Raw genomic sequence first — 22,649 nt, 5'->3', positions numbered from 1 at the left:
GCCCTCGCCGCTGCCGAACAGAACCACAGACGGTGGCCGTGGCCACCGCACCCTCGGGCTCAGCCACCGCCCGGCGACGTCAACACCCCGGCCAGCGCAGCGGGGTCGACCACGGTGACCGTCATCCCTGGATGCCGCAGCCAGCCACCGGGCAGCAGGGCGGGCACCGGACGAACGAAACGGACGCAGAGCCCCGCAGCCGTGCTGCTACCGAAGGTGACCCCCCGGTCGGACACGGACAGGTGCGGACCGATCACCCGCCACCAGCGGTACGGGCCGCCGGCCTGCACGTCGGCGATGTTCTCCCGCCCGGTCCGCAGCCGCCACGGCCCGAACCCGACCGCCAGGTCATCGGCGTCGACGCGCACCCAGGCCGTCGACGGCCGGACGCCGAGCACGGCCAGCGCGGGGCGGAACAGCGGGTCGAACCGGAAGCCGAACAGGTGCGCCGTCATCCCCGGCCTCCCCGGCGGGCGCGCTCTCCCGGCCGCGCGGGACGGTGCGGGGTGGCGGGACGCGGTCGAGGCCGGCCGGTGGGGCGACGCCGGGGTACTACGGTCATGCCGGGGCGTACCCCGCGGGGGCCGGCCGACACCCCCCGGGCCGGCCGGCCCCTGTTCCCCCGTGCTCTCGTCCGGGCGATATCGCCCGGACGAGTCGGTTGCCCCCGCGCTCCGCCCCCGTGGCGGAGCGCGGGAACCCCCCGTCGCGGCTACTGCAGGAACGCCCCGAGGGGCGACAGCAGCAACCGACCGAGTGCGGCGGCCGTGTCGTCGAGCCGCCTGCGCTCGCGCTCGTGGCGGTGCGGGTCGTGCCGGCACCGCCAGATCCGCTGCGCGTTGCGCCAGGCGACATCGCGGGTGTACCCGATCAGCTCACCCTGGTACCAGTCGTCAATGTCGCCGTTGAGCATGTCGATGAGCAGTTGCCACTGCTCGAGATAGCCCCGGCGCAGCCCCGGGATCTTGTCGGCGAAAATCTTGTTGATTTCCAGGTAGTCGCGGTGCTGGTCGCTGCCGTCGACCGGCTCGGATTCGAGGTGGTCGAACGTGGTGACCAGCGCGAACGGAAGGTCGAAGTTGATGTGCGCGTTGACGCCGGCCGCCGCGGAGGGCAGCGGGCGGGCGTCGGGGCCCTGCATCCGCTCGAACAGGCACGCCCAGGCCCTCGGCAGGCTGGGACTGGAATCGCTCCACATGCGCAGAGCGTCGAAGTAGCGGGCCGCGAACTCCACGTCCAACCGGGACAGGAAGACCGGGTCGACGAACCGGTCGGCATAGAGCCCATCCAGCACGCTGGTGGTGATGGTGAGATACAGCTTGTTGAAGTCGGCCAGCGGGCAACTGTCCAGCAGCGGAGGCAGGCGGACCAGCATGTCCTGCAGCTTGGTCAGGTGGTCGACCACGGCGGGCACGTCGGCCGGATGATCGGCGAGCAGGTCGACGATGTCCCGGTGCACAGGCCCCCAGACCAGCTCACTCACGCCCGCCTCCACTCTGCTTCGCCGACGCCGTCGTCGCGTGCCGACGCCGCAGCCAGCCTCTCAGCCGTGACGCCGACGGACATCAGTAGAACAACGTATCCGGGGCCTAACCGTGGCTTCGTAGGAAGATTGCGCTGGCCTGCACGCGGGTACGTACCTGAAGCTTGTCGAAGATGTGAGAGACGTGGACACCGATCGTCCGCTCGCTGATGAACAGCCGCTGGCCGATTTCCTTGTTGGTCAGCCCCTCGGCCACCGCGGCCAGCACCTCGCGTTCCCGGGTGGTCAGCGCGGCGAGTTCCTCGCCGCCCGGCCCCGTCGACCCCGCCGCCACCGCCGGGACGCGGTCCTCCAGCGCGACCCGGGCCCGGCCGGCGAGCGCACGGATCTCGTCGGTCAACGGCACCGCCCCGAGCCCCTGCGCCATCTGGTACGCCCGCCGGAGCAGCTTGCCGGCGGTCGCGGTCTTTCGGCGGCTGGCCAGCAACGCCTCTGCCTGGCGCAGCCGGGAGTATGCCGCCGGGTATGGATGGTTGCGGTGATCCCACTCCGCGGCGGCCAGCGCCCACAACTCCGGGTCCGCCCGGTCGAGACGGCTCACCTCGGCCGCACACAGGGCCAGGTATCCGTCGACCACGTAACGCACCGGCCGAGCCGCCCGCTCGCTGCGGCTGGCGACCCGGTCGGCGATCTCACGCAGCCGGCGCACCGCGCTCTCGTCGACCGCGACGGTGCGGCTGGCGTGCGCCTCGGCCTCGGCGCGCAGGCCATGCCAAACCAGCACGGCGAGAATGACCAGGTCGTCGGAGCGGGTCTCGGTTAGCCCCCGCTGCACGGCGTGCCGCGCGACGTCGTGCTGCCCCCGCCACATGGCCAGCCCGGCGCGCAGGGTGAGCAGCGGGATGACGTGCCGGGCCCCGCCGCCAGCCAGGATCGTCGCCACCGCGTCGAGGTCCCGGTCGGCCGCCTCGATGTCGCCGTAGCCGACCGAGAGCCGGCAGCGGGCCAGCAGCAACTCGACCGCGTCGGCGCCGGAGGGGCGGTGCCGCAGTGCCGCCGCGAGGACTTTCTCCGCCTCGGCCCACTGCCCCACCCGGAACAGGCCGTTGGTGGCGATGGCCAAAAGCCGGGTTTCGTAGGAGCGACCCAGTCCCAGCTCGGCCACCCGCTCGGCACCCCGGCGGGCCACCACCACCCCCTCCTCGAGGATGTTCAGCGGTCCGGTGAGCAGCTCGGCCAGGTGCAGGTAGGCCAACGCCACGTCCTCCGGGCGGCCGGCGCGTTCGGCGGTGGCCAGCGCCCGGCGCAGCACGGCCAGGCCCGCGTCCGGGTCCTGGCGGTACGCCTCGGAGAAGCCCAGCGCGGCGCTGGCCAGCACCACCTCCGTGGTGGCACCGTCCACCTGCTCGGCCAGTGCCAGCGCCTCCCGCGCCCGCTGGCCGGCGTCGGCGTACCGGCCGAGCTGTAGCAACAACTCCGCCAGGCGGGCAGCGGCGGTGGCCCGCTGCCCGGGTGTGCAGTCGGCGACGTCGAGCGCCTGCTGGTACTCCACCTCGGCCAACGCGGACCGGCCTGCGGCGGCCAGGTAGCGGGCCCGCCTGATGTGCAGCTCGCACGCCGGGAGGCCGGTGTCGGCGCCCGCCAGCTCCTCAAGCAGCGCCAGCGCCCGGGCGTACTCACCACAGTGGTGGGCGGCCTCCGCCGCGTGCCCCAGCAGGGCCGCCCGGTCCGCTCCGGGTAGCCCCTCGGCCAGGTCCACCGCCACCGACCAGTGCCGGTGCGCCTCGGCGTAGCCGTACAGCCGCTCCGCCTCCTCGGCGGCGGCCACCGCCGCCGGCAACGCCCGCTCCGGTTGGCCGGCCAACCGCCAGTGGTGCGCCAGCCGGGCCTGGTGCAGCTCCGCGGGCACCGAGGTCAACGCCTCGGCGTAACGACGGTGCAGCAACGCCCGCTCGGCGGGGAGCAGCTCGTCCTCCAGCACCTCGGCGACGAGCCGGTGGCGCAGCCGGTAGCCGTCGTTCGTACCGACCAGCAACCGGTGCGAGACTGCCGCCCGGACCGCCGCGAGCAGCTCCTGTTCGGGCAGTTCGACCACCCGGGCGAGCAGCCAGTGCTCGACCGGTTCCACTCCGGCGGCGACCGCGTGCACCGCCCGGTGGGCCGGCTGGGGCAGGGCGTCCACCCGGGCCAGGAAAACCTCACGCAGGGTGTCGGAGAGCCCGTCCCGCCCGTCGCGCAGATCCCGGGAGAGTTCCTCGATGACGAAGGGGTTGCCGCCGCTGCGCCGCCACAACTGCTCGGCCGCCTCGGGGGCGAGGGGACGGCGCGTCACCGCCGCGGCGAGTTGCTCGGTGCCCGCCCGGCCCAGGGGCGCGAGGTCGAGCACACGCACCGACCGCAGCCGGCGCAGCTCGGTGAGCACCCGCCGCAGCGGATGCGCCCCCTGCAGGGACTCCGACCGCACCGCCGCCAGCACCGACAGCTGGAGGTCACCGAGGCCGGCCAGCAGGTAGAGCAGCAGCTGGCGGGTCGTCCGGTCGACCCACTGCAGGTCGTCGAGGACCAGCACCAGCGGACGACCACCGGCGATCACGCTCAACCCACGGGAGACCCGCTCCAGCAGCGCCCCCGCGCCGTCGGGACCGGCACCGTCCTCGGCGAACACGGCGAGCAGGGCACGGACCGAGGCCTCGGCGGTCGGGGCCGGACCGGCGTCGAGGCGACGCAGCGCCTGCCGCAGCGGGTGCAACGGCGAGGCGTCGCCGATGTCCAGACAGGAGCCGTAGAGCACCAGGGCGCCGCTGTCGCTGAGCCGGTCACCGACCTCGCGCAGCAGCCGGGTTTTGCCCACGCCGCTCTCGCCGGTCAGGAACACCGCCGCCGTGTGTCCGGGCGCCACGTCGTCGAGCAGTGCGGCGCGCACCGTCACCAGCAGGTCGGCCCGACCGACGAGCGGTGTGGTGTCCACATCGCTGGCCATGCTCGCAGCCTAGTCACAGGCGGCGCCCCCCTTCTACCGCGACCACCCGCCTCTCCTACTCATCGCGTCGACATTGCGACCAAAGGTTGCGTTTGGCCGACATACGTCGTTCTGCCGATCCGCCGTCAGACCAGGGGTGACACGCTCCGAACACAGTCAGAACACACGGGGGGTGAGGCGGGTGGGATCTCCATGCCCATGTCTGTTGTCGCAGCTCCCGACCCCGTCAGGCGGCCGACCTGGCCCGTGGCGGAGGAGAGACGGACCGTCACCGTCCTCTTCGTCGACATCGTCGGATCGACCCGGCTGATAGATCGGCTGGACCCCGAGGACGTCCGCGCCCTGCAACGGGCCTACTTCGACACGGTCGCCCAGGTGCTGCGCCGGTGGGAGGGCGTGGTGGAGAAGTACGTCGGCGACGCCGTGATGGCCCTGTTCGGCGCGCGTCGCGGCGACGGGTGGGAGGCGTACAGGGCGGTGCGGGCCGCATTGGAGATCCAGGATGCCCTCGACCGGCGTCCGCTGGCCTGCGCACCAGAGCTGCGGGTCCGGGTCGGGGTCGCCACCGGCGAGGCCGTGGTCGACCTGGCGGTCAGCCACGAGGGCGGGCACGGCATGGCCAGCGGAGCGGTCATCACGCTCGCCGCCCGGCTACAGGAGTTCGCTCCGCCCGGCGGGGTGGCGGTATGCGGCACCACCCGCCGGGCCGTCGCCGGGCTGATCGCGCAGCGCCCGGCGCCAGCGGTGCCGGTGACCGGCAAGGCGCTGCCGGTCGAGATCTGGCACGCCACCGGCACCCTTCGGCCCCGGCAGCCGCAGCACGACGATCCGCTGCTCGGCCGGCGAAGGGAACTGGCCGTCGCCCGGGACCGACTCACCGAGGCGGTACGCGACCGCGGCGCGCGGCGCCTGCTGATCCTCGGCACGGCGGGCAGCGGACGGAGCCGGCTGCTGCGGGAACTGGTCCGGAGCACACCCACCGTGGACGGTGTCCCGGTGCGCTGGTGCCGGGCCGCCTGCCCACCCTGCCCCGACGGATCGCTGGAGCCCGCCGCGGAGCTGGTCCGCGGGCTCGCCGGGGCCCGTCCCACCGACGACCCCGACCGGGTACGCGGACGGTTGGCCGCCGCGCTGGGGGCCCTGGTCCCGGCGGATCTGCTGGCACCGGCGCTGAACACCGTCGATGACCTGTCCGGTACGGCCGGCGCGCCGGCCGCTGCCCGGGCGATGGCGCACTGGCAGGCGGTCCTGCTGAGCCTGGCTCGGCGGCAGCCGGTCGTGCTGGCGGTGGACGACCTCGACCGCGCGGCACCAGTACTGCGACGCCACCTGGACACCCTGGTCGACCTGGCCAACGTGAGCGGCCTGCCGCTGGTGCTGGTCGCGACCGGCAGCCCGGACACCAGCGGTCCCAGCCGGACGGCCGTGCGGGTGCCACTGGGTCCACTCGACCCGATGACCACCGGCCGGCTGCTGCGCCGGTTGCTGCGCCGGGCCGGCCAGCCCGTCAGGCTGGCCGGGCCGCTGATCCCGCTGGTCGGTGGCGTTCCCGGGCACGCGGTGGCGTACGTGCACTCGCTCTGCGGGGGCGATCCGGCGCAGCTTCCCGTACCGGAGAGCATCCGTCGGGTCGTCGATGCCCGCCTGGACCGCATCGACGGTACGCGCCGGGCGGCCCTGATGGCCGTCGCCGCGCTCCCGCCGGGCCGCACCGCGCGGGAGCTGGCCCGGGTCCTCGGCTGGCCGGCCGCACAGACGGCGGCGGAGCTGGCCGCGCTGACTTGCTCGGGCTTTCTCGTGCCATTCCCGGCCGGCGGGTACGAGGTCCGGGACCCGCTGGTGCGGCACGTCGCCGCGGCCCGGCTGCCCCGGGCAGTGCGGGCCAGCTTCACCCGCCGTGCCGACCCCGGGACCTCGGCGGAGGCCGGTGCGCGCCCTGGACGGCTCGTCCGGACCTGCGCGGCGGGCGCGACGCCGGGCGTCGAAGCGGATCGCCGGCCCCGACACACCCCGGCCTACCGGCCACGGCAGGCCGGGTCAGCGGTGGGTCAGGAAGGCCAGAACCCGGCCCCAGGCCAGCTCGGCGACGGCCGGATCGTGGTCGGCGACGGCCGGGTCGGTGAAGAGGTGCCCTGCTCCCGGGTAGCGGTGCACGGCGAGGTCGGCTCCGACGGAGTTCATCTCCCGTTGCCACTGATCGACCTCTTCGGGCGGCTCGTAGGCGTCGGGGTCGGCCAGGTGCAGCTGGATCGGCAGTCCGGGGCGGACCGTTTCGGGGGAGGCTCCGGTGCCGTGCAACAGCAGCAGCCCGGCGGTGTCGGGACAATCGGCCAGCAGCGCGCCGGCCACCCCGGCGCCCATCGAGAACCCGGCGAGCACGGTCTCGGGCGGCAACCCGTCGAGGGCCGCGCGGGCGCGGTCGAGCACGTTCTGCCGGCCGGTCCGGTCCAGCAGCGCGAAGCCCTGCTCGACGGTGTCGACGCCGGGCGCACCGTACAGGTCGGGCACGTGCACCCGGTGCCCGGCGGCGCGCAGCCGGTCGGCGGCGGCCAGCACGGCCGGTCGCAGCCCGTAGACGGAGTGGAAGAGCACGACGTGTCGCATCGGCACATCGTGCCGGACGCCGCGGACCAGACCGGACCGGCACGCGCGGGTTCTGCGCCGGCCGCCCGGCTCAGTCGTGGTCGCCGGCTGCCGGGCCGTCCCGATCCTCCGGCGCCGATCTGCCGTGTCCGGGCGCGACAACCGGGCGCAGGACGCGGCTCTGCCCACGGAACTCCGCGACCACCTCCCCGTCCTCGCGGGTCACCGTGACGTCGTAGATGCCGCTGCGGCCGTACCGGGTACGTTCGGTCCCACGAGCGACGAGAACGTCGCCCTGCCGGGCCGGGCGGACGAAGGTGATGTCGGCGCCAGCGGCGACAGTCGCGGGACCGTGGCTGTTGCAGGCCAACGCGAACGCGGTATCGGCCAGCAGGAACACGAAACCGCCGTGGGCGATGCGGTGACCGTTGACCATGCCGTCGGTGATCCGCATCCGGGCGACCGCGGCACCGTCGGCGGCGCTCACCAGCTCGATGCCCAGCCGGTTGGACGCGGCGTCGGCGTCGAACATCTCGTGGGCGGCGGTGCGCTGCGGGTCCACCTGACTCCCGGGGCCGTCTCGGCAGGGCGTCGCCCTCGGACGGACATCATGTCACCGCCGGTCAGCGAAAGCCGGGGGTGGATCGGCGTCCCGATCCACCCCCGGCCCGATCACCGCTCTGCCATACTTGTGCAATTGCAAGACCTAGGCAACAAGGCTGGACAGGAAGGCCGGTCGGTAAGTAGCCTTCTAGGCATGACTCCTTACATCACCGATCCGGACGCCTGGCAGGAGAGCTGGGACCGACAGCAGGAGGCGTACCTGCCGGATCGGGAGCACCGGTTCACCGCCATGCTCGACGCGGTCGACGCGGCCCTTGAGACCGCGCCGCTACGGCTGCTCGACCTGGCCGGCGGCACCGGCACGATCTCGCTACGCGCGCTGCGCCGTTTCCCTGACGCCGAGGTGACCCTGGTCGACCTCGACCCCGCCCTGCTCGCCCTCGCCGTCGCCTCGCTCGGCGACCGCGCCACCATCGTCACCGCCGATCTCAAGCAGCCCGACTGGCACGCCGCCCTGCCGCTCCGCAGCTACGACGCGGTGCTCACCGCCACCGCGTTGCACTGGCTGCCCGCCGACCGGCTGACCACTCTCTACGCCGAACTCCGTGACCTGCTCCGGCCCGGCGGCCTGCTGGTCAACGCCGACCACATGCCCGAGGACACCCTGCCGGAGCTGACCAAACGCCTGCTCGCCCGCGCCGAACAACGCCGAGTCGCGCGGCACTCCGCCGGTGCCGCCCTGTCCTGGTCACAGTGGTGGGACCAGGCGGCACAGGATCAGACCCTGCGCCCACTGGTCGAGCGACGGCACGCCATCTACCCCTCGGGCCACAGCCCGGAGTGGACCCCGCCGGCTTCCTGGCACCTGGACGCCCTCACCCGAGCAGGCTTCCGCGAGGTGGGCACGTTGTGGCGCGGCGGCGGCGACGCCGCGGTGGTCGCCCTCCGCTGACGCCGGTCCGCTAGGCGGGTGGGTCCACTGAGCCCGCCCGCGCCGGCACCCCCGTGTTGCCGGCGGCGGGCGGCCGCGTCGCGGGGACCAGAAACAGAGTCGGCAGCAGCAGCAGCGGTACGACCAGCAGCGCCCGCAGCGTGCCCACCTGATCGCCGAGCAGGCCCAGCAGCGGCGGGCCGGCCAGGAACGCGGTGTAACCGATCACCGCGACCACGCTGACCCGGACGTGGGCGTGCTCCTCCTCGTCGGCGGCGGCACTCATGCCCACCGGGAAGCCGAGCGAGGCGCCGATGCCCCACAGCGCGACGCCGGCCACCGCGACCGGGCCGGAGTTGGCGAGCACCGCCAGGCCGGCACCGCCGGCGGCGAGCAGGATCGTCGTGGTCAGCACCGGCCCCCGGCCCCACCGGTCCAGCGCCACCGTGCCGAGGGTGCGGCCAAGCGTCATGCCGACCACGAAGACACCGAAGACCGCCGCGCCGGCCGCCTCGCTGAAGCCGTAACCGTCGATGAAGGCCACCGCGACCCAGTCGTTGGCGCTGCCCTCGGCGAACGCCGCCGCCAGCACCAGCAGGCCGATGAGCAGAGTCCGGGGTTCCCGCCAGGCGGTCAGCAGCCGGCCCCGGCGCGCGGCGGCGGTGCCTGCGGACTCCAGCGCGGCCGGCAGGAATGCGCGCACCCCGAGCAGGGTGCCGCCGAACACCATCGCCGCCAGCACGCCGAGATGCACGCCCACCGGCACACCTAGCCGGGCGGCGCCCGCGCCGAGGCCGGCACCGGCCACCGAGCCGAGACTCCAGGCGGCATGGAACCGGGGCATCACGGTCCAGCCGAGCCGCCGTTCGACCGCGGCTCCCTCGATGTTCATCGCCACGTCGCAGCTGCCAGAGCCGTAGCCGAGGGCGAAAAGGCCCACCGCCACCCCGGCCAACGAACCGGCGACCCCGGCCGACACCCCCGCGACGGTCAGCCCGAGCGCGACCAGCAGGGTGGACAGCGCCACCGCGCGGGCCGCACCGAGCCGCTGGGTCACCAGCCCCGCGGTGGGCATGGCAAGGATCGCGCCGACCGACATGGCGAGCAGGAGCAGGCCGAGGCGGCCGGGGCTGAGCTCCAGCCCGTCGCGGGCCGCCGGCACCCGGGAAAACCAGGTGGCCACGGCCAGCCCGTTGAACGCGAACACCACCGCGACACCGTTGCGGGCGGCCAGCACCGCCCGCGCTGGAACCGGGCTGTTCGACGGTGTGGTGGGGGCGGTGACAGCGGGGTCCACGTACGTTCCGGTCCTCTCTTCAAGCACTGACACGATCAGACACCTGGGAGCGCTACCACCACAACCGATTTGGGTCCTTACCGTCCGCCGTCCGGGGCGGCATGATGCGGATGGGCGCACGCCACTCCGGCGGGTTCCACATGACGGGGAGACGATCATGACGACGGCACGCAGGCCGGCAACCCTGGACGACGTCGCCCGCGCCGCCGGGGTGTCCCGCTCGACGGCGTCGCGGGTCATCGCGGGTACGGGCTTCGCCTCCACCACCGCACGGCAGCGGGTACGGACAGCGGCAAACCTGCTCGGCTACCTGCCGAACCCGGCGGCCCGGGCGCTGGTGCACGGCACCGGGGTACGGCTGCTGGTGGCGGTGGCGGGCACCGGCCCGGCCGCCCTCGACGACCCATACGTCGACCAGGCGGTCGCCGCGGTGGCACGGGCCTGCGCACCGCACGACCTGGGAGTCGCACTGCAGTGGCTGCCGTTGGACGCGCCGGAGCGGCTGACCCAGCTGGCCGAGGACCGGGGCGTGGCCGGCCTGGTTCTGCTCAACACGACCCCGTCACTGCTGGCGCTGGTGCCACGCCGGCTGCGCGGCCGGACAGTGTCGATCGGCATCGGCTCGGCAACGGTGCCGTCAGTGGACATCGACAACGGCGGCGGCACCGCGGCGATCGTCCGTCACCTGTACGCCACCGGACGCCGACGGATCGCCATGGTCACCGGACCGCGCTGGCTGGCCTGCGCCGACCGTTCACGGCAGGCGTACCGGGAACTGCTGTGCGACGCCGGCCTGCCGACCCGGGAAGTGGTCGGCGACTTCAGCGCGGCCCGAGGGCAGGCCGCCGCCCGGGAGGTACTGCGACGATGGCCCGACACCGACGCCATCGTCGGGATCAGCGACGCGACCGCGCTCGGGGTGATCGGCCGGCTGCGCGCCGACGGCCTCCGGGTGCCCGAGGACGTCGCGGTCACCGGGTTCGACGACATCCCACTGGCCTCGACGGTGGCGCTGACCACCGCCAGCCATCCGGTTCGGCAGATCATCACCACGGCCGCGACCATGGTGCTGGAGCAACGCCCGACACCGGCGACGACCGTCTTCCCGTCAGCGCTGGTCCTTCGCGACAGCGCCTGACGCGGGGGGCGAACACCGTCAGCCGGCGAAGGCGCGCAGCAGGTCACGGACGGCGGCGGTGAGGTCGGCGCGGCTCGCGGCGGGGAGGTCGGCAGGCTGGCCGCCGCCCTCGCGCTGCACCGACGGGGGGCTGGCGGGTCAACGCACCTCGGGCAGGCGCCTGCCCGAGGTGCTGCGGATGACGCCGAGCCGGACCGCGTTGCGAGCTGGCCCGGCACGTCCACTGGCACCCATCGCAGCCGGTCCGGTCACACGCGACCGCACGGGCAGCCGCTCACCCGCCACAGCCCACGCTCCCGGGCGGGCGGTTCAGTCGGGCGCGGCCAACGCGGTGAGACGGGAGTACTCCGCCGAGCCGAGGAATCGGGTCAACACCTCCATCGTGCCGGGGGTGTATGGACGACCGTCAAGGATCTCGGCCGCCGGGAGGAAGACCAGGGCGGCGCCCTCGCCGAGCACCACGTCCCGCTGCCCGGCCCGGGTAGCGGCACAGAAGTAGTGCTTCACCCGGCCCTGCTCGGGCACCTCCTGGCGGGCGAACGCCCACAGCCCGTCCGGAGTCACCCGCAACCCGGTCTCCGCCCGACCGCCCACCCGTACTGCCGGGCACCGACCCGACGGCAGACCTCCGGCCGAGGACAGACGCCGGGACCCGACGGCGAACCCGTCCTGGCCGAAGGTGGAACCGCAGCCCCCACGAGATGGCTGGAAGCTACCCGATCCGTGGCCCGCTCTGCCCGACGACCGGACCCGGTGCTCGCCACCCGACCCGGGCCGCCCGGACGCCGAACGGCTGCGCCGGCTCGACAGTGAGCAGGCCGGTGGCTGATGGAACGCGTCGCATTCCTCATCGACACCACCGGCGAGCGGATCGACTGCCTGCTCAATCCCGAGACCGTCCAGGTGACCCGGCTCGCCGGGATCCGGCCACGGAGCAGCGCCGGCAGCCAACTCACCGGCGCCGGGCTGGCCGACGACCCGCTGGTCTTCACCGGCGGTGGCCGCACCGAACTCGTCCTCGACCTGCTCTTCGACACCGACTTCGCCGAAGGCCAGGTCCGCCCCGCCGACGTACGGGCCCTCACCCGCCCGCTGTGGATGCTGGCGGAGAACTCGACGGTCGAACACGGTTGGCTGCGACCACCACCGGTCCGGCTGGTCTGGGGCAAGACGTGGAACGTGCCGGGCGTGATCGTCGCCGTCGCGGAACGCTTCGACGCCTTCACCGCCACCGGATCACCGCGCCGCTCCTGGCTCCGGCTCAAACTGGTCCGGGTCGCGGAGGACGCCAACCGGGCACGGGAAGGCTTCGCCGAGGAGCTGTCCGTCGCACAGACCCCGGCCGTCGCGCCCGGCACGGCCGTCGTCGCCGCTGGCGACGGCACCACCACCGCCGACTCCTCGGGCGTACGCTTCGACCTGCTCGCCCACGACGCGTTGGGCTCCCCGCTGCGCTGGCGGCTGCTGGCCGAACACAACCGGATCACCAACCCGCTCGCCGTACCCGCCGGCACCGCCCTGGCCGTGCCGCCGCTGCCCGGCGCCGCACCGGCCACGCCCGCGCTCGCCGTGCCACCGCGGTCCGGTGTCTTCAGCGGGAGCGGGCCGTGACCGCCGCCGCGCCCCGGGCGCTGACCGTGCTGCTCGACGGAGCGCCGCTGCCCGACACGTTGCGCGGCCGGGTCAGCTCGCTGCGGGTGGCCGCCCGGCTGGACCGGCCCACCCAGTGCGAGGTGGCGCTGGACGTCAACCCGGGCAGCGCCGCGCTGACCGGGCCGGTCCGGGTCGGCGCGAGCCTCGACGTCCACCTCGACGGGCACCCGGAGGCGCTGTTCACCGGCGAGGTCACCGCCGTCGAGGTCGAGTACGCCGCCGACGGCGCCGCAACCGTGCGGGTACGCGGGTACGACGCGCTGCACCGGCTGCGCAAGCGGCAACGGCTGCGGGTCTTCGAGTCGATTACCGCCGCCGAGCTGGCCCGGGAACTCTGCGCCGACCTCGGGCTGCGGGTCGACGCGCAGGTCGACGGGCCGCGACTGGACCGGCTGCCGCACCACCGGCCCAGCGACCTGGACCTGCTGCTGGAGGTGACCGGCCGGGCCGGGCTGCACCTGTGCGTCGACGGCGCGGTGCTGCGCCTGGTCACCCTGGACGGTCACGGCGAGCCGATCCCCCTCGAACTGGGCCGCGACGTGCACGGCCTGCGCCTGTCGGTCAACTCCGACACCACGATCGGGGAGAGCACGGCGCTGGGCTGGCACCCGCAGCGGGCCGAACCGATCAACCAGAGCGCCACCACCCCCCGGTGCGGACGGGACACGGCGGTCCGGCCGGACCCGGCCGACGTGGGTGCGGAGGGCCCCCGTACCGCGTTGGACCAGCCGGGACGCAGCGGCGACGAGATCGCCGCGCTGGCCCAGGCCCGGCTCGACTGCCGGGCCGCCGCCCTGGTCACCGCCGAGGGAACGGCCGAGGGCGACCCCGCGCTACGACCCGGCCGCCGGATCCACCTGACCGGCGTCGCCGACGCGGTGGCCGGCACGTACGTGCTGACCGAGGTGGTGCACACCGTCGACGCCGACGGCCACCTGAGCCGCTTCTCCACTGTGCCGCCTCCGCAACCGACCGCCGGGCAACCCACCCCCGCAGTGGTCACCCTCGGCACGGTCACCGACGTCACCGACCCCGACGGATTGGGGAGGATACGGGTGCGACTACCGGCGTACGGCGGGGCGGACGCCGGTTGGCTGGCGGTGCTGTGCCCCGGCGCGGGCCACGGCAAGGGGCTGGTGGCGCTACCCGATCCGCAGGACAACGTGCTGGTGGCGCTGCCCGGCGGTGAACCCGCCTCCGGTGTGGTGCTCGGCTCGCTGTTCGGCACGGTCGAGCCGTACGACACCGGGGTGCACGACGGGCGGGCCCGGCGCTGGTCGTTACGGACCTCGGGTGGCCAGCAGGTGGTCATCGACGACGTGGCGGGCAGCCTGCGGCTGAGCACCGACGCCGGCAGCTGGCTGGAACTGACCCCGCAACTGGCGACCCTGCACGCCGCCACCGACATGGTGCTCTCCGCCCCCGGCCGGGCGATGGTCATCCGGGCCCGCAGCGTCGACTTCCTGCACGCCGAGGCGGTCGAGGATCCGGAGACCGCCGCCGAGCGGGCCCGCGTCCTCGCCCGCGCCCACCACGAAGGAGGCGGTTGATGCGTTGGATCCATCGCGACTCGGTGATCAGGTGCAGTCACGACGGCCGGGTCCGCAACCAGGCGTCCCAGCAGTGGGTCACCGTCGCCGGCGTGCCGGTGCTGGTGGCCGACGACCCGAAGGGCCGGCCGATTGTCGCGTGCCCCAACTACGGCACCACGGTCAAGCCGTGCACCAGCACCGAGCCGGTACGCGCCGGCTACAGCGACTGGGTGCGCGTCGGTGGCCGGCGGGTGGTGCTGTCCCACCTGTCCGGTTTCACCAACGGCAGCCCGCCCGGCCAGTTCACCTACCGGGTACGCGATCCCCGGCAGCGCTTCGTGGGAGCCGACCGGTGAGGGCGATCCGCTTCCTCGGCGCCGGCTTCGACCCGGGCCAGGGCGGCGGGTTGGGGTTGACCGCTGCCGGCGGGCTGGCCATGACCGACGGCGACGAGACGGTACGCCAGGCGCTGTTCCTGCTGCTGTCCACCACCCCGGGCGAACGACTCATGCGACCCGGGTACGGCTCACGCCTGCACCGGCTCGTCTTCGCCCCCAACGACGACACCACCGCCGGGCTGGCCATCCACTACGTCCGCGCGGCCATCGCCCGCTGGGAGCCACGCATCGACGTGCTCGACGTCGACGCCGGTCCCGACCCGGACGACCCGTGGCGCCTGGTGATCCGGCTGGACTACCGGATCCGGGCCAGCCTCACCCCCGGTCAGCTGGTCCTCTCCGTCGACCTGCTGCCCGGCGACGACGAGCCGCCCACCGGGCCGACACCCGATCCCGACGCCGAGGAGGCGCGATGACGCTGCCCGTGCCGCACCTGGACGACCGGACGTTCCTCGACCTGGTGACCGAGGCCCGGGACCGGATCCGGCAGTCCTGCCCGGGCTGGACCGACCTGTCCGCGCACGATCCCGGTGTCGCGTTGCTGGAGGCGTTCGCCCACCTCACCGAGGTGATGATCTATCGGTTGAACCAGCTGCCGGAGAAGGCGTACGTCTCCTTCCTCAACCTGCTCGGGGTGACCCGGCACCCGCCGGCAGCGGCCTGGGCGGACGTCAGGTTCACCCGCACCGGCGCCGACGACGCCCCGCTGCGGATCCCGGCCGGCACCCGGGTGGCCGCGGCCCGGGGTGCCGACCCGCGGCCGGTCGTCTTCGTCACCTGCGAGCCGGCGCTGCTCGCCGCCGGGCAACGTGAGGTCACCGTCCGGATGCACCACTGCGAGCCGGTCGAGGCGGAGCTGCTGGGCGTGGGCACCGGGCAGCCGGGGCAGGTGCTACGCGCCGGGCGGACGCCGCTGGCGCGTACCGCCGAAGCGCTGGACCTGCTGCTCGGCGTCGAGGTGCCGGCCGGGTCGGTGGAGTTGGGTGCGGCGGCCCGGGAACACGACGGGCACACCTTCGAGATCTGGCGGACGGTGGACAGCTTCGCCGGCCTCGGCCCGCAGGACAAGACGTACCTGGTGGACCGGTGCTCGGGCACGGTGACCTTCGCCCCCGCGCTGGACCTGCGGGGGCCGGCCGACAGTTCGCCGGCCGTCGCGGACGGTCCGGTAGCGGCGGTGCCACCCGCCGGGCGGCAGGTGCGGCTGTGGTACCGCGCCGGTGGCGGACCCACCGGCAACGTGGCGGCGGGCACGCTGACCAGCCTGCGTGACCCGCTGCCCGGCGTGAAGGCGGTCAACCCGCGGCCGGCGGTCGGCGGCCGGGAGATGGAAGTCATGGAGTCGGTGCTGTTGCGCGGGCCGTACGCGTTCGTCGCCCAGCAGCGGGCAGTGACCGCCCGGGACTTCGAGGTGCTGGCCACCGCCGCCGGTGGGGTCAGCCGGGCCCGTGCGTTCACCCGCGCCGCCGTCTACAGCTTCGCCCGGCCCGGCGAGGTGGAGGTGGTGCTGGTGCCGTACGTGCCGGCCGACGCACGGCCCGGCGGGCAACTGCCGGTCGCGGTGCTGCGTGAACACGAGGTGCGGGAGGCTCGGCTGCGGGTCGAGGCGGACCTGGAACGCCGCCGCTCGCTGGGCACCACCTGCCGGGCCTCCTGGGCGCGGTACAAGGCGGTCTCGATCCGGGCCCGGGTGGTGGTCCGCCGGGAGGAGGACATCGACGCGGTACGCCGGCGCATCCACGACCGGCTGCACCAGACACTCAGCCCGCTGCCGACCGCACACAACCCGACCGGCTGGGCGTTCGGCGAGCCGCTGCGGGCGTCCAACGTGTACCGGCTGCTGGAGCACGCCGAACCGGGGGTGCGCTACGTCGAGTCCGTGCGGTTCGTGGTGGACGAGGCGCCGGACAACCAGGCGCGTACGCTCGCCGCCGACGAGTACCAGCCCCGCACCTGGTACGCCGGCAGCCGCGCGGTGCTGTTCCGGTCGACCAACGCGGGCGCCGGTTGGGAGCCGGCGGGACGCTTCGACCGGGAGACCGTGCAGCGGGTCGCGCCCGCCCCCGCTCCGCTCCGCCCGGGCATCGTGCCCCGTCCCGGCTCGGTGGCGGTGGCCACCGCCCGCGAAGGCGGCGGTTCCCGGGTACACCTGAGCACTGATCTGGGTGAGACCTGGTCGTTGCTGACGGACCTGGACTCGCGGATCAGCGACCTGGCGTGGATTGACCGGGACGGTGCGGGAACGCTGCTGGTCGCCACCGACACCGGCCTGTACGAGGTGTCCCTGCTGCCCGGCGCGGTGCCGTTGCAGATCCTGGTCGACCCGGCCGACGCCGACCGGGGCTTCTACGCGGTGCGGGCGTTCGTCTCCGAGCGCGGCGGCGCCGGAGTGGCGGTGGCGGCCCAGGCCGGTTTCGGGGTGTACCTGTCCGGCAACGCCGGCCGCCCCGGCAGCTTCCACCACGTCGGCCTGGCCAACGTCGACAACCGGGTGCTCACCGTGCAGTACGACGGCCCGGCCACCCTGCTGTGGAGTGGCGCCGGTGAGCCCGACCCGAAAAAACCCGGACAGGGCTGCTTCCGGGCCCGGCTGTTCGAGTCCGACGTGAAGTGGCAGGCGGTGCAGGCGGGCTGGATCGGCGGCACCTGCCGGGAGCTCGCCTTCAGCGGCACCCTCGCGTTGGCCGCGACGCAGAGCGGCGGGGTGCTGCGCCTGGACACCCTGGCGGCGCAGCCGCAGTGGTCGCCGGTGTCGGTGAACTGCGGGCTGCCGCTGCGCGACCGCACCCGGTTCGTGCCGGTGGACGCGGTCGCCACCACCGCCGGGCCGGAGCGACTGGTGCTGGCCGGCGGCGAACACGGGGTGTACCGCAGCGCCGACGCGGCGGACTGGTCGGCCAGCGCCAACCAGGCCACCGCCGACGTGGTGACGGTTCCCGACACCTGGCTGCTCTGCTCCGGCGAGCACGACATCGAGGTGGTGCGACAGGATGCGTCGAGCGGGAATTGAGCGGCTGCTGCCGGCGGCCTACCAACGGGCCGACGTGCCGGGCAGCGTGCTACGGGCGCTGCTGGACGTGATGGAGTCGCTGCACGCCCCGGACGAGGCGCTGCTGGCCGAGGTCGACGCACTGTTCGCGCCATACCGGGCGCCCGGCCCGATGGTGTCCTACCTGGCCCGTTGGATGGCGATGGACCACGTGGTCGCCGTACCCCGGCGGGACGCGCCACTGCCGCTGCCGTTGAGCCGGCTACGGGACCTGGTGGCGCACGGCGCGCCGCTGGCGGCCTGGCGGGGCACCCCGTACGGGCTGCGCACCGCCCTGGAGCTGGCGACCGGGGTCACCGGTTTCGTCCTCGACGAACCGGCCGAACGGCCCTTCCACGTGGTGGTCCGGGTGCCCGCGACCGCCGCCGACCAACTGGCCCTGGTCAGCCGCATTGTCGAGGCGGAGAAGCCCGTCGCCGTCACCGCCGAGATCATCATCGAGGAGCCGTCATGACCACCGAATGGACCGTCGTCGCCGCCGCCGAACAGTTCACCCTGGACACCCGCAACGGCGGTGAGCTGACCTTCACCGTCTCCAACCCGGGTGTCGCGCCGGACACGGTGGTGTTCGACGTGGCGCCGGGCGACGGCACCCAACGGTCGTGGTTCACCGTCACCGAGCCGCAGCGGGTGGTCCCCGGGCAGGGCTCCGTGTCGTTCCTGGTCCGCCTGGCCGTGCCGCCGGGGACACCACCCCGACGCTACGACATGACCGGATTCGCGTACTCGGCCAACACCGCCCCCGAGGAGAGTTCCCGCTCCAGCGGTCGGGTCACCTACGAGGTGCGGGCGGTGCCGCCGCCGACGCGTACGCCCTGGTCGTGGATAGCCGCGGCAGCGGCGCTGGTGCTGGTGGTCTCGGCGGTGGTGGTGTTCCTGGTCGCCCGCGACGACGAGCCGCCACCGCAGCTGCCGGTGGTGACCATCGAGGCGGAGGTCCTGGTTCCCGGGGCGCGGGTCGAGTCGCCGGCGGGCTCCGCGGCGACCGTGGTCGCGCAGCGGAACTGCTGCCAGGTGACCTGGTCGCAGGACACCCAGTTGTTCTTCCAGGGCCGCGCGGTCAACGACAGGGTGACCGTGACGGTGGAGCTGCCCGCGGAGGCGACGTGGCAGTTCTCCGCCGTGCTGACCACCTCCTTCGACTACGCCAACATCGTGTTCCTGATCGACGACCGGCAGGTCGGTGACCCGTTCCTCGGTTTCACGCCCACGGTGCAGGTCACCGACTGGGTCGACGTGGGCCGGGTGCGGCTCGGCGCCGGAGCACACCGGGTCACCCTGGTCACGGTCGGCAAGACGCAGAGCACGGACCGCTACTTCGCCGGCGTCGACATGATCCGGTTCAGCGTGGTCCGCCCGGAGGACAGCCGGTGAGCGGTCAGCAGAAGGCCCTGCTGGCCGCACTCGGCGTACTGGTGGTGGTGTTCGCGGTGGCGGTCGGCGCAGGGCGAGGCGACCGGGGCGACCCGTCGGCCCGCAACCCGCTGGTCGAACTGCTCGGCCGGGCCGGCGGCGGACGCGACACGGTCGACCCGGCGACCGTGGACGCGGATTGCGCGCAGGCGCCCGGCCGGATGGTCGTCGCCGGCCGCTGCGCGCTGCGGGTGGCAGATCCGGGTGGGCTGCGCACGCTGGTCCTGCGCAGCCGGGACGCGTTCACCGTGCGGGCCGGCGCCCCCGGTGACGCCGACCTCACCGTCACCGACGAGGTCACGACAGCCGACGACGGCAGCGGCGCGGTGGCCCGTATCGCCGTCGACCGGGCCGGCACGGTGCTGGTGAGCTGCCCTGGCGAATGCCTCGTCACGGTCGCGCGGGACTGAGGGAGGCCGCGATGGGCGCGTTGCGTAAACCGTTCCTGGTGCTGGCGATGCTCGCCCTGGTGCTGGCGGTCGGCGTCGAGGCCGGGGCCGGGCTGCTGCTGGGCGGCGGCGACGCCGGAGCGGCGCTGGTCGGGGGGGGCCGCCGACCTCGGCGTCGAGGTCGACGACGTGAGCGGGGTACGCGAGCCATCCGGCCGCGGCACCGGCTACCTGGCGCTGGTCGACGTGGTGGCGCTCTGGACGACCGGGCTGTTCTGTCTCGGCCTGCTGCTACCCGACCGGCTCCACGGGCGGATCCAGGGCGTCGCCACCCTGATCTTCTCCATCATTCTGATCATTGTGGCCCTCGTGGCGCTGATCATCGCCTTCGTCGAGCTTATGATCATGGTGTCCCTGTTCCTGGCGCCGCCGTTCGGCACACTGGCGTACCTGGCGTTGTGGGGCTTCTTCCCGGTCGGCGACGCCGCCGTGCTGCTCGGCCTGGTGCTGCTGCTCAAGCTGACCTGGGCCGGACTGCTGATCCTGGCCCAGCCGGGGTTTCTGCAGAACAAGGGCCTGGTCCTGCTGATCCTGACCAGCCTGCTCTGCACGGTGGTCCTGGAATTCCTGCACAACGTGGTGCCGGTGATCGTGACGAGCATCCTCGACGACGTCGGCGCGATCGTCTTCGCGGTAGTCGCCATCATCTGGGCGCTGGTGCTGCTCATCGGCTCGATCCCGGCGATCGTCAAGGCGATCCGGGCCACCGCCGCCCTCCGCGCCGAACCCGACCCTCACCACTAGCCAGCGGCCACCCGCGTCGATCTAGGGGTTTTCGTCGTCAGTCGATCTCCAACGACGACGAAAACTCCTAGATCGACGCGAAGTGGGGTCAGCTGACTACGGAGGTGGTCCAGCGGGGGGAGGCGGTGGTGATCGGGGTGGTGTCACCGGTGAGGGTAACGAGGGTCTGGGTGTCGCGGCGCGCGCTGGAGCCCACCCAGATCTCGACGTCACCGGGCTCCACCACCCGGGTGAGCGTGCGATCGGAGAACGCCAGCCGGGTGGTGGGCACCGTCAACTCGACCGTGACCGACTGGCCCGGCTCCAGGTTCAGCCGCCGGTACCCGAGCAGCTGCGCCACCGGCCGGGTCACCGACGCCACCAGGTCGCGGCCGTAGAGCTGGACCACGTCCTCGCCGGCGACCGCGCCGGTGTTGGTGACACGTACGGTCACCGGCAGGGCACCGTCGGTCGGCACTGTGGCGGGTGCCATCAGATCGGCGTACTCGAATGTGGTGAAGGACAGGCCGTGGCCGAACGGGGCAGCGGGCGTCGCCGACAGGTTCGTCACCTCGCTGCCCTCACCGAGCGTGGGATGCAGGTACGAGTACGGCTGCGCCCCCGCCGACGCCGGCAGGCTGACCGGCAGCCGGCCGGACGGGTTGACCCGCCCGGAGAGCACGCCCGCGATCGCGCCCGCGCCCTCCTCACCGGGGAAGAACGACTGGAGCACCGCCGCGCACCGCGCCAGCGCCCAGTCCACCGCGTACGGTCGGCCGGTCAGCAGCACCAGGACGACCGGGCGCCCCGTCGCCAGCACCGCCTCGACGAGTTCGCGCTGGACGCCGGGCAGTTCCAGGTCGTCGCGGTCGCAGCCCTCGCCGACCGTGCCGCGCCCGAAGAGGCCGGCGTGGTCGCCGACGACCAGGACCGCGACGTCCGCGGCGGACGCTGTGGCGACCGCCTCGTCGAAGCCGGACCGGTCGTCGTCGTCGAGGTCGCAACCCTGCGCCCAGCTGACGCGCTCGGCACCGAAGTCGGCCCGGATCGCGTCGAGGACCGTCGGGACCTCGATGCCGATCTCTACGCCCGGGTGCTGCACGAGCACGTGGTTGAGAAACGAGTAGCACCCGAAGAGCGCGCTCTGCCGGTCGGCGTTCGGGCCGATCACCGCCACCCGCCGACCCGCCGGTAGCGGCAGCGTTCCCTGGTTGGCGACCAGGACGATCGACTTCTCCGCGAGGCGGCGGGCGATCGCCCGGTGCTCGGGCGAGTCCAGGTCGACCGACGCGGTCGGTCCGTCGGTGAAGGTGGCGTCGAGCAGCCCCAGATCGAGCTTCTGGCGAAGCACCCGCAGCACCGCCCGGTCGATCACCGCCTCGTCGAGTTTTCCGGCCCGCACCGTCTCCGGCAGGGTCAGGTAGGCGTCGCCCGTCGGAAGCTCGATGTCGACACCGGCGGTCAGCGCCTGCACGGCCGCCTCGCCGTGGTCGCCCGCGACGTGGTGCAACAGGTTCAGGAAGGCCACGCCGAAGTAGTCGGCCACCACTGTGCCGTCAAAGCCCCACCTGTCCCGCAGCACGCCGGTCAGCATCGTCGGATCGGCGGCCACGGGCACGCCGTCGATCTCGGCATAGGAGTGCATGACCGAACGCGCGGCACCGTCGAGCAGGGCCATCTCGAACGGCGGGAACAGCACGTCGGCGAGTTCCCGCGGGCCGGCGTGCACCGGCGCGAAGTTGCGCCCGGCACGCGAGGCGGAGTAGCCGGCGAAGTGCTTGAGCGTGGCATGCACCCCCTGCGACTGCAGGCCGCGCACGTACGACGTGCCGATCGTGCCGACCAGGTAGGGGTCCTCGGCGATGCACTCGTCGACCCGCCCCCAGCGCGGGTCACGGATGACGTCGAGGACCGGGGCGAGTCCCTGGTGGATGCCCAGGGCCCGCATCGACGCGCCGATCGACGCGGCCATCTCGGTGACGAGGTCGGGGTCGAACGCGGCGCCCCACGCCAGCGGGGTGGGAAAGGTGGCCGCCTTCCACGCCGAGAGCCCGGTGAGGCACTCCTCGTGGACGATCGCCGGTATGCCGAGCCGGGTGCCCGTCACCAGGTCCGACTGGAACTTCCACAGCCAGGCGGCGCGGGCGGCGGTCTCGACGGGGCGGGTGCCGTAGGCCCTGGTCAGGTGGCCAAGCCCGTGTCGGGAGAAGTCCTCGATCCTGACGACCTCGCTGAACTCACCCTGCAACGGTGCGACGGCCTCGCCGTCTGCCTTCTCCCAGAAGCCGACAAGCTGCGCGACCTTCTCCTCGATCGTCATCCGGCCGAGCAGCTCACGTACCCGCGCCTCGCCGTCCGGCCCGTGGCGCCCGTCCGGACCGTCGTGAGCCGGATCTGTCCGGGCCGGCGCTGGCGCCGGCCCGCTCACGACCTCGCGGACCTCAGTCATGCTGAAC

18 protein-coding genes and 2 pseudogenes are annotated in these 22,649 nt (G+C 73.7%); 12 read left to right on the top strand and 8 right to left on the bottom strand.

Annotation, left to right across the window (positions count from 1 at the left end; translation table 11 throughout):
* Positions 1-59 precede the first annotated feature (59 nt).
* From ACFHWY_RS15345 to ACFHWY_RS15335, 3 genes are all read right to left on the bottom strand, one after another.
* Positions 60-455 (bottom strand): hypothetical protein, encoded by a 396-nt coding sequence (locus ACFHWY_RS15345; protein ID WP_416580860.1) that lies wholly within the window; start codon positions 453-455, stop codon positions 60-62.
* A gap of 257 nt (positions 456-712) precedes the next feature.
* Positions 713-1,483, bottom strand: coding sequence for a DUF5995 family protein (locus tag ACFHWY_RS15340; RefSeq protein WP_416580859.1), 771 nt, complete (start codon positions 1,481-1,483; stop codon positions 713-715).
* A 106-nt stretch (positions 1,484-1,589) separates the two neighbouring features.
* Positions 1,590-4,463, bottom strand: a complete 2,874-nt coding sequence (locus ACFHWY_RS15335; RefSeq protein ID WP_416580858.1) for a helix-turn-helix transcriptional regulator — start codon at positions 4,461-4,463, stop codon at positions 1,590-1,592.
* A gap of 192 nt (positions 4,464-4,655) precedes the next feature.
* On the opposite strand from ACFHWY_RS15335, the pseudogene ACFHWY_RS15330 reads away from it, so the two are divergent.
* Positions 4,656-5,792: pseudogene (locus ACFHWY_RS15330) on the top strand (adenylate/guanylate cyclase domain-containing protein); the annotation flags it as partial.
* Positions 5,793-6,500: 708 nt separating this feature from the next.
* Here ACFHWY_RS15330 and ACFHWY_RS15325 read toward each other — a convergent pair.
* A complete protein-coding gene (locus ACFHWY_RS15325) occupies positions 6,501-7,067 on the bottom strand; it encodes a dienelactone hydrolase family protein (RefSeq protein ID WP_416580900.1) in 567 nt (188 codons plus the stop codon).
* Between the two features lie 148 nt (positions 7,068-7,215).
* Positions 7,216-7,578, bottom strand: a pseudogene (gene paaI, locus ACFHWY_RS15320) (hydroxyphenylacetyl-CoA thioesterase PaaI); the annotation flags it as partial.
* 225 nt (positions 7,579-7,803) lie between these two features.
* On the opposite strand from paaI, the gene ACFHWY_RS15315 reads away from it, so the two are divergent.
* Positions 7,804-8,562: a class I SAM-dependent methyltransferase gene (locus tag ACFHWY_RS15315; RefSeq protein ID WP_416580857.1), complete on the top strand. Its 759-nt coding sequence runs from the start codon at positions 7,804-7,806 to the stop codon at positions 8,560-8,562.
* 10 nt (positions 8,563-8,572) lie between these two features.
* Here the strand turns inward: ACFHWY_RS15315 and ACFHWY_RS15310 are convergent, their stop codons facing one another.
* Complete coding sequence (locus ACFHWY_RS15310) at positions 8,573-9,838, bottom strand: MFS transporter (RefSeq protein ID WP_416580899.1); 1,266 nt, start codon at positions 9,836-9,838, stop codon at positions 8,573-8,575.
* 157 nt (positions 9,839-9,995) lie between these two features.
* Here ACFHWY_RS15310 and ACFHWY_RS15305 point away from each other — a divergent pair, with 157 nt between their 5' ends.
* On the top strand, positions 9,996-10,976 hold the full coding sequence (locus ACFHWY_RS15305) for a LacI family DNA-binding transcriptional regulator (RefSeq protein ID WP_416580856.1): 981 nt from the start codon (positions 9,996-9,998) through the stop codon (positions 10,974-10,976).
* A 309-nt stretch (positions 10,977-11,285) separates the two neighbouring features.
* Here ACFHWY_RS15305 and ACFHWY_RS15300 read toward each other — a convergent pair whose 3' ends face one another.
* Positions 11,286-11,570 carry a hypothetical protein gene (locus ACFHWY_RS15300; protein WP_416580855.1) on the bottom strand — a complete coding sequence of 95 codons (285 nt, stop codon included), beginning with the start codon at positions 11,568-11,570 and terminating at the stop codon, positions 11,286-11,288.
* Positions 11,571-11,804: 234 nt separating this feature from the next.
* Between ACFHWY_RS15300 and ACFHWY_RS15295 the strand changes: the two genes are divergently transcribed.
* From ACFHWY_RS15295 to ACFHWY_RS15255, 9 genes are all read left to right on the top strand, one after another.
* The gene (locus tag ACFHWY_RS15295) at positions 11,805-12,587 is read left to right on the top strand and encodes a hypothetical protein (protein ID WP_416580854.1); all 783 of its coding nucleotides are present in this window, start codon (positions 11,805-11,807) and stop codon (positions 12,585-12,587) included.
* Positions 12,584-14,179 (top strand): phage baseplate assembly protein V, encoded by a 1,596-nt coding sequence (locus tag ACFHWY_RS15290; RefSeq protein ID WP_416580853.1) that lies wholly within the window; start codon positions 12,584-12,586, stop codon positions 14,177-14,179. The genes ACFHWY_RS15295 and ACFHWY_RS15290 overlap by 4 nt, the downstream gene beginning before the upstream one ends.
* Positions 14,179-14,517 (top strand): hypothetical protein, encoded by a 339-nt coding sequence (locus tag ACFHWY_RS15285; RefSeq protein ID WP_416580852.1) that lies wholly within the window; start codon positions 14,179-14,181, stop codon positions 14,515-14,517. The genes ACFHWY_RS15290 and ACFHWY_RS15285 overlap by 1 nt, the downstream gene beginning before the upstream one ends.
* Positions 14,514-14,975 (top strand): GPW/gp25 family protein, encoded by a 462-nt coding sequence (locus tag ACFHWY_RS15280; RefSeq protein ID WP_416580851.1) that lies wholly within the window; start codon positions 14,514-14,516, stop codon positions 14,973-14,975. The genes ACFHWY_RS15285 and ACFHWY_RS15280 overlap by 4 nt, the downstream gene beginning before the upstream one ends.
* A complete protein-coding gene (locus ACFHWY_RS15275; RefSeq protein ID WP_416580850.1) occupies positions 14,972-17,569 on the top strand; it encodes a putative baseplate assembly protein in 2,598 nt (865 codons plus the stop codon). The genes ACFHWY_RS15280 and ACFHWY_RS15275 overlap by 4 nt, the downstream gene beginning before the upstream one ends.
* Positions 17,550-18,062 carry a phage tail protein gene (locus ACFHWY_RS15270; RefSeq protein WP_416580849.1) on the top strand — a complete coding sequence of 171 codons (513 nt, stop codon included), beginning with the start codon at positions 17,550-17,552 and terminating at the stop codon, positions 18,060-18,062. Before ACFHWY_RS15275 ends, ACFHWY_RS15270 begins: the two co-directional genes overlap by 20 nt.
* A complete protein-coding gene (locus tag ACFHWY_RS15265) occupies positions 18,059-18,982 on the top strand; it encodes a hypothetical protein (protein WP_416580848.1) in 924 nt (307 codons plus the stop codon). Before ACFHWY_RS15270 ends, ACFHWY_RS15265 begins: the two co-directional genes overlap by 4 nt.
* A complete protein-coding gene (locus ACFHWY_RS15260; RefSeq protein ID WP_416580847.1) occupies positions 18,979-19,431 on the top strand; it encodes a hypothetical protein in 453 nt (150 codons plus the stop codon). Before ACFHWY_RS15265 ends, ACFHWY_RS15260 begins: the two co-directional genes overlap by 4 nt.
* A 168-nt stretch (positions 19,432-19,599) precedes the next feature.
* A complete protein-coding gene (locus ACFHWY_RS15255) occupies positions 19,600-20,214 on the top strand; it encodes a hypothetical protein (protein ID WP_416580846.1) in 615 nt (204 codons plus the stop codon).
* An 88-nt stretch (positions 20,215-20,302) separates the two neighbouring features.
* On the opposite strand, the gene ACFHWY_RS15250 is transcribed toward ACFHWY_RS15255, so the two are convergent.
* Positions 20,303-22,642: a glycoside hydrolase family 3 N-terminal domain-containing protein gene (locus tag ACFHWY_RS15250; RefSeq protein ID WP_416580845.1), complete on the bottom strand. Its 2,340-nt coding sequence runs from the start codon at positions 22,640-22,642 to the stop codon at positions 20,303-20,305.
* Positions 22,643-22,649 lie beyond the last annotated feature (7 nt).

The sequence above is a fragment of the Micromonospora sp. LOL_024 genome, from assembly GCF_048060415.1.
GTDB lineage: Bacteria > Actinomycetota > Actinomycetes > Mycobacteriales > Micromonosporaceae > Micromonospora.
This window is presented reverse-complemented; position numbering and strand designations above follow the sequence as displayed.

Excerpts from the sequence above, each read along its gene's own strand:
- ACFHWY_RS15270 (WP_416580849.1), top strand. The coding sequence starts at position 17,550 with ATGCGTCGAGCGGGAATTGAGCGGCTGCTGCCGGCGGCCTACCAACGG.
- ACFHWY_RS15345 (WP_416580860.1), bottom strand. The coding sequence starts at position 455 with ATGACGGCGCACCTGTTCGGCTTCCGGTTCGACCCGCTGTTCCGCCCC.
- ACFHWY_RS15275 (WP_416580850.1), top strand. The coding sequence starts at position 14,972 with ATGACGCTGCCCGTGCCGCACCTGGACGACCGGACGTTCCTCGACCTG.
- ACFHWY_RS15250 (WP_416580845.1), bottom strand. The coding sequence starts at position 22,642 with ATGACTGAGGTCCGCGAGGTCGTGAGCGGGCCGGCGCCAGCGCCGGCC.
- ACFHWY_RS15325 (WP_416580900.1), bottom strand. The coding sequence starts at position 7,067 with ATGCGACACGTCGTGCTCTTCCACTCCGTCTACGGGCTGCGACCGGCC.
- ACFHWY_RS15335 (WP_416580858.1), bottom strand. The coding sequence starts at position 4,463 with ATGGCCAGCGATGTGGACACCACACCGCTCGTCGGTCGGGCCGACCTG.
- ACFHWY_RS15295 (WP_416580854.1), top strand. The coding sequence starts at position 11,805 with ATGGAACGCGTCGCATTCCTCATCGACACCACCGGCGAGCGGATCGAC.
- ACFHWY_RS15305 (WP_416580856.1), top strand. The coding sequence starts at position 9,996 with ATGACGACGGCACGCAGGCCGGCAACCCTGGACGACGTCGCCCGCGCC.
- ACFHWY_RS15285 (WP_416580852.1), top strand. The coding sequence starts at position 14,179 with ATGCGTTGGATCCATCGCGACTCGGTGATCAGGTGCAGTCACGACGGC.
- ACFHWY_RS15265 (WP_416580848.1), top strand. The coding sequence starts at position 18,059 with ATGACCACCGAATGGACCGTCGTCGCCGCCGCCGAACAGTTCACCCTG.
- ACFHWY_RS15315 (WP_416580857.1), top strand. The coding sequence starts at position 7,804 with ATGACTCCTTACATCACCGATCCGGACGCCTGGCAGGAGAGCTGGGAC.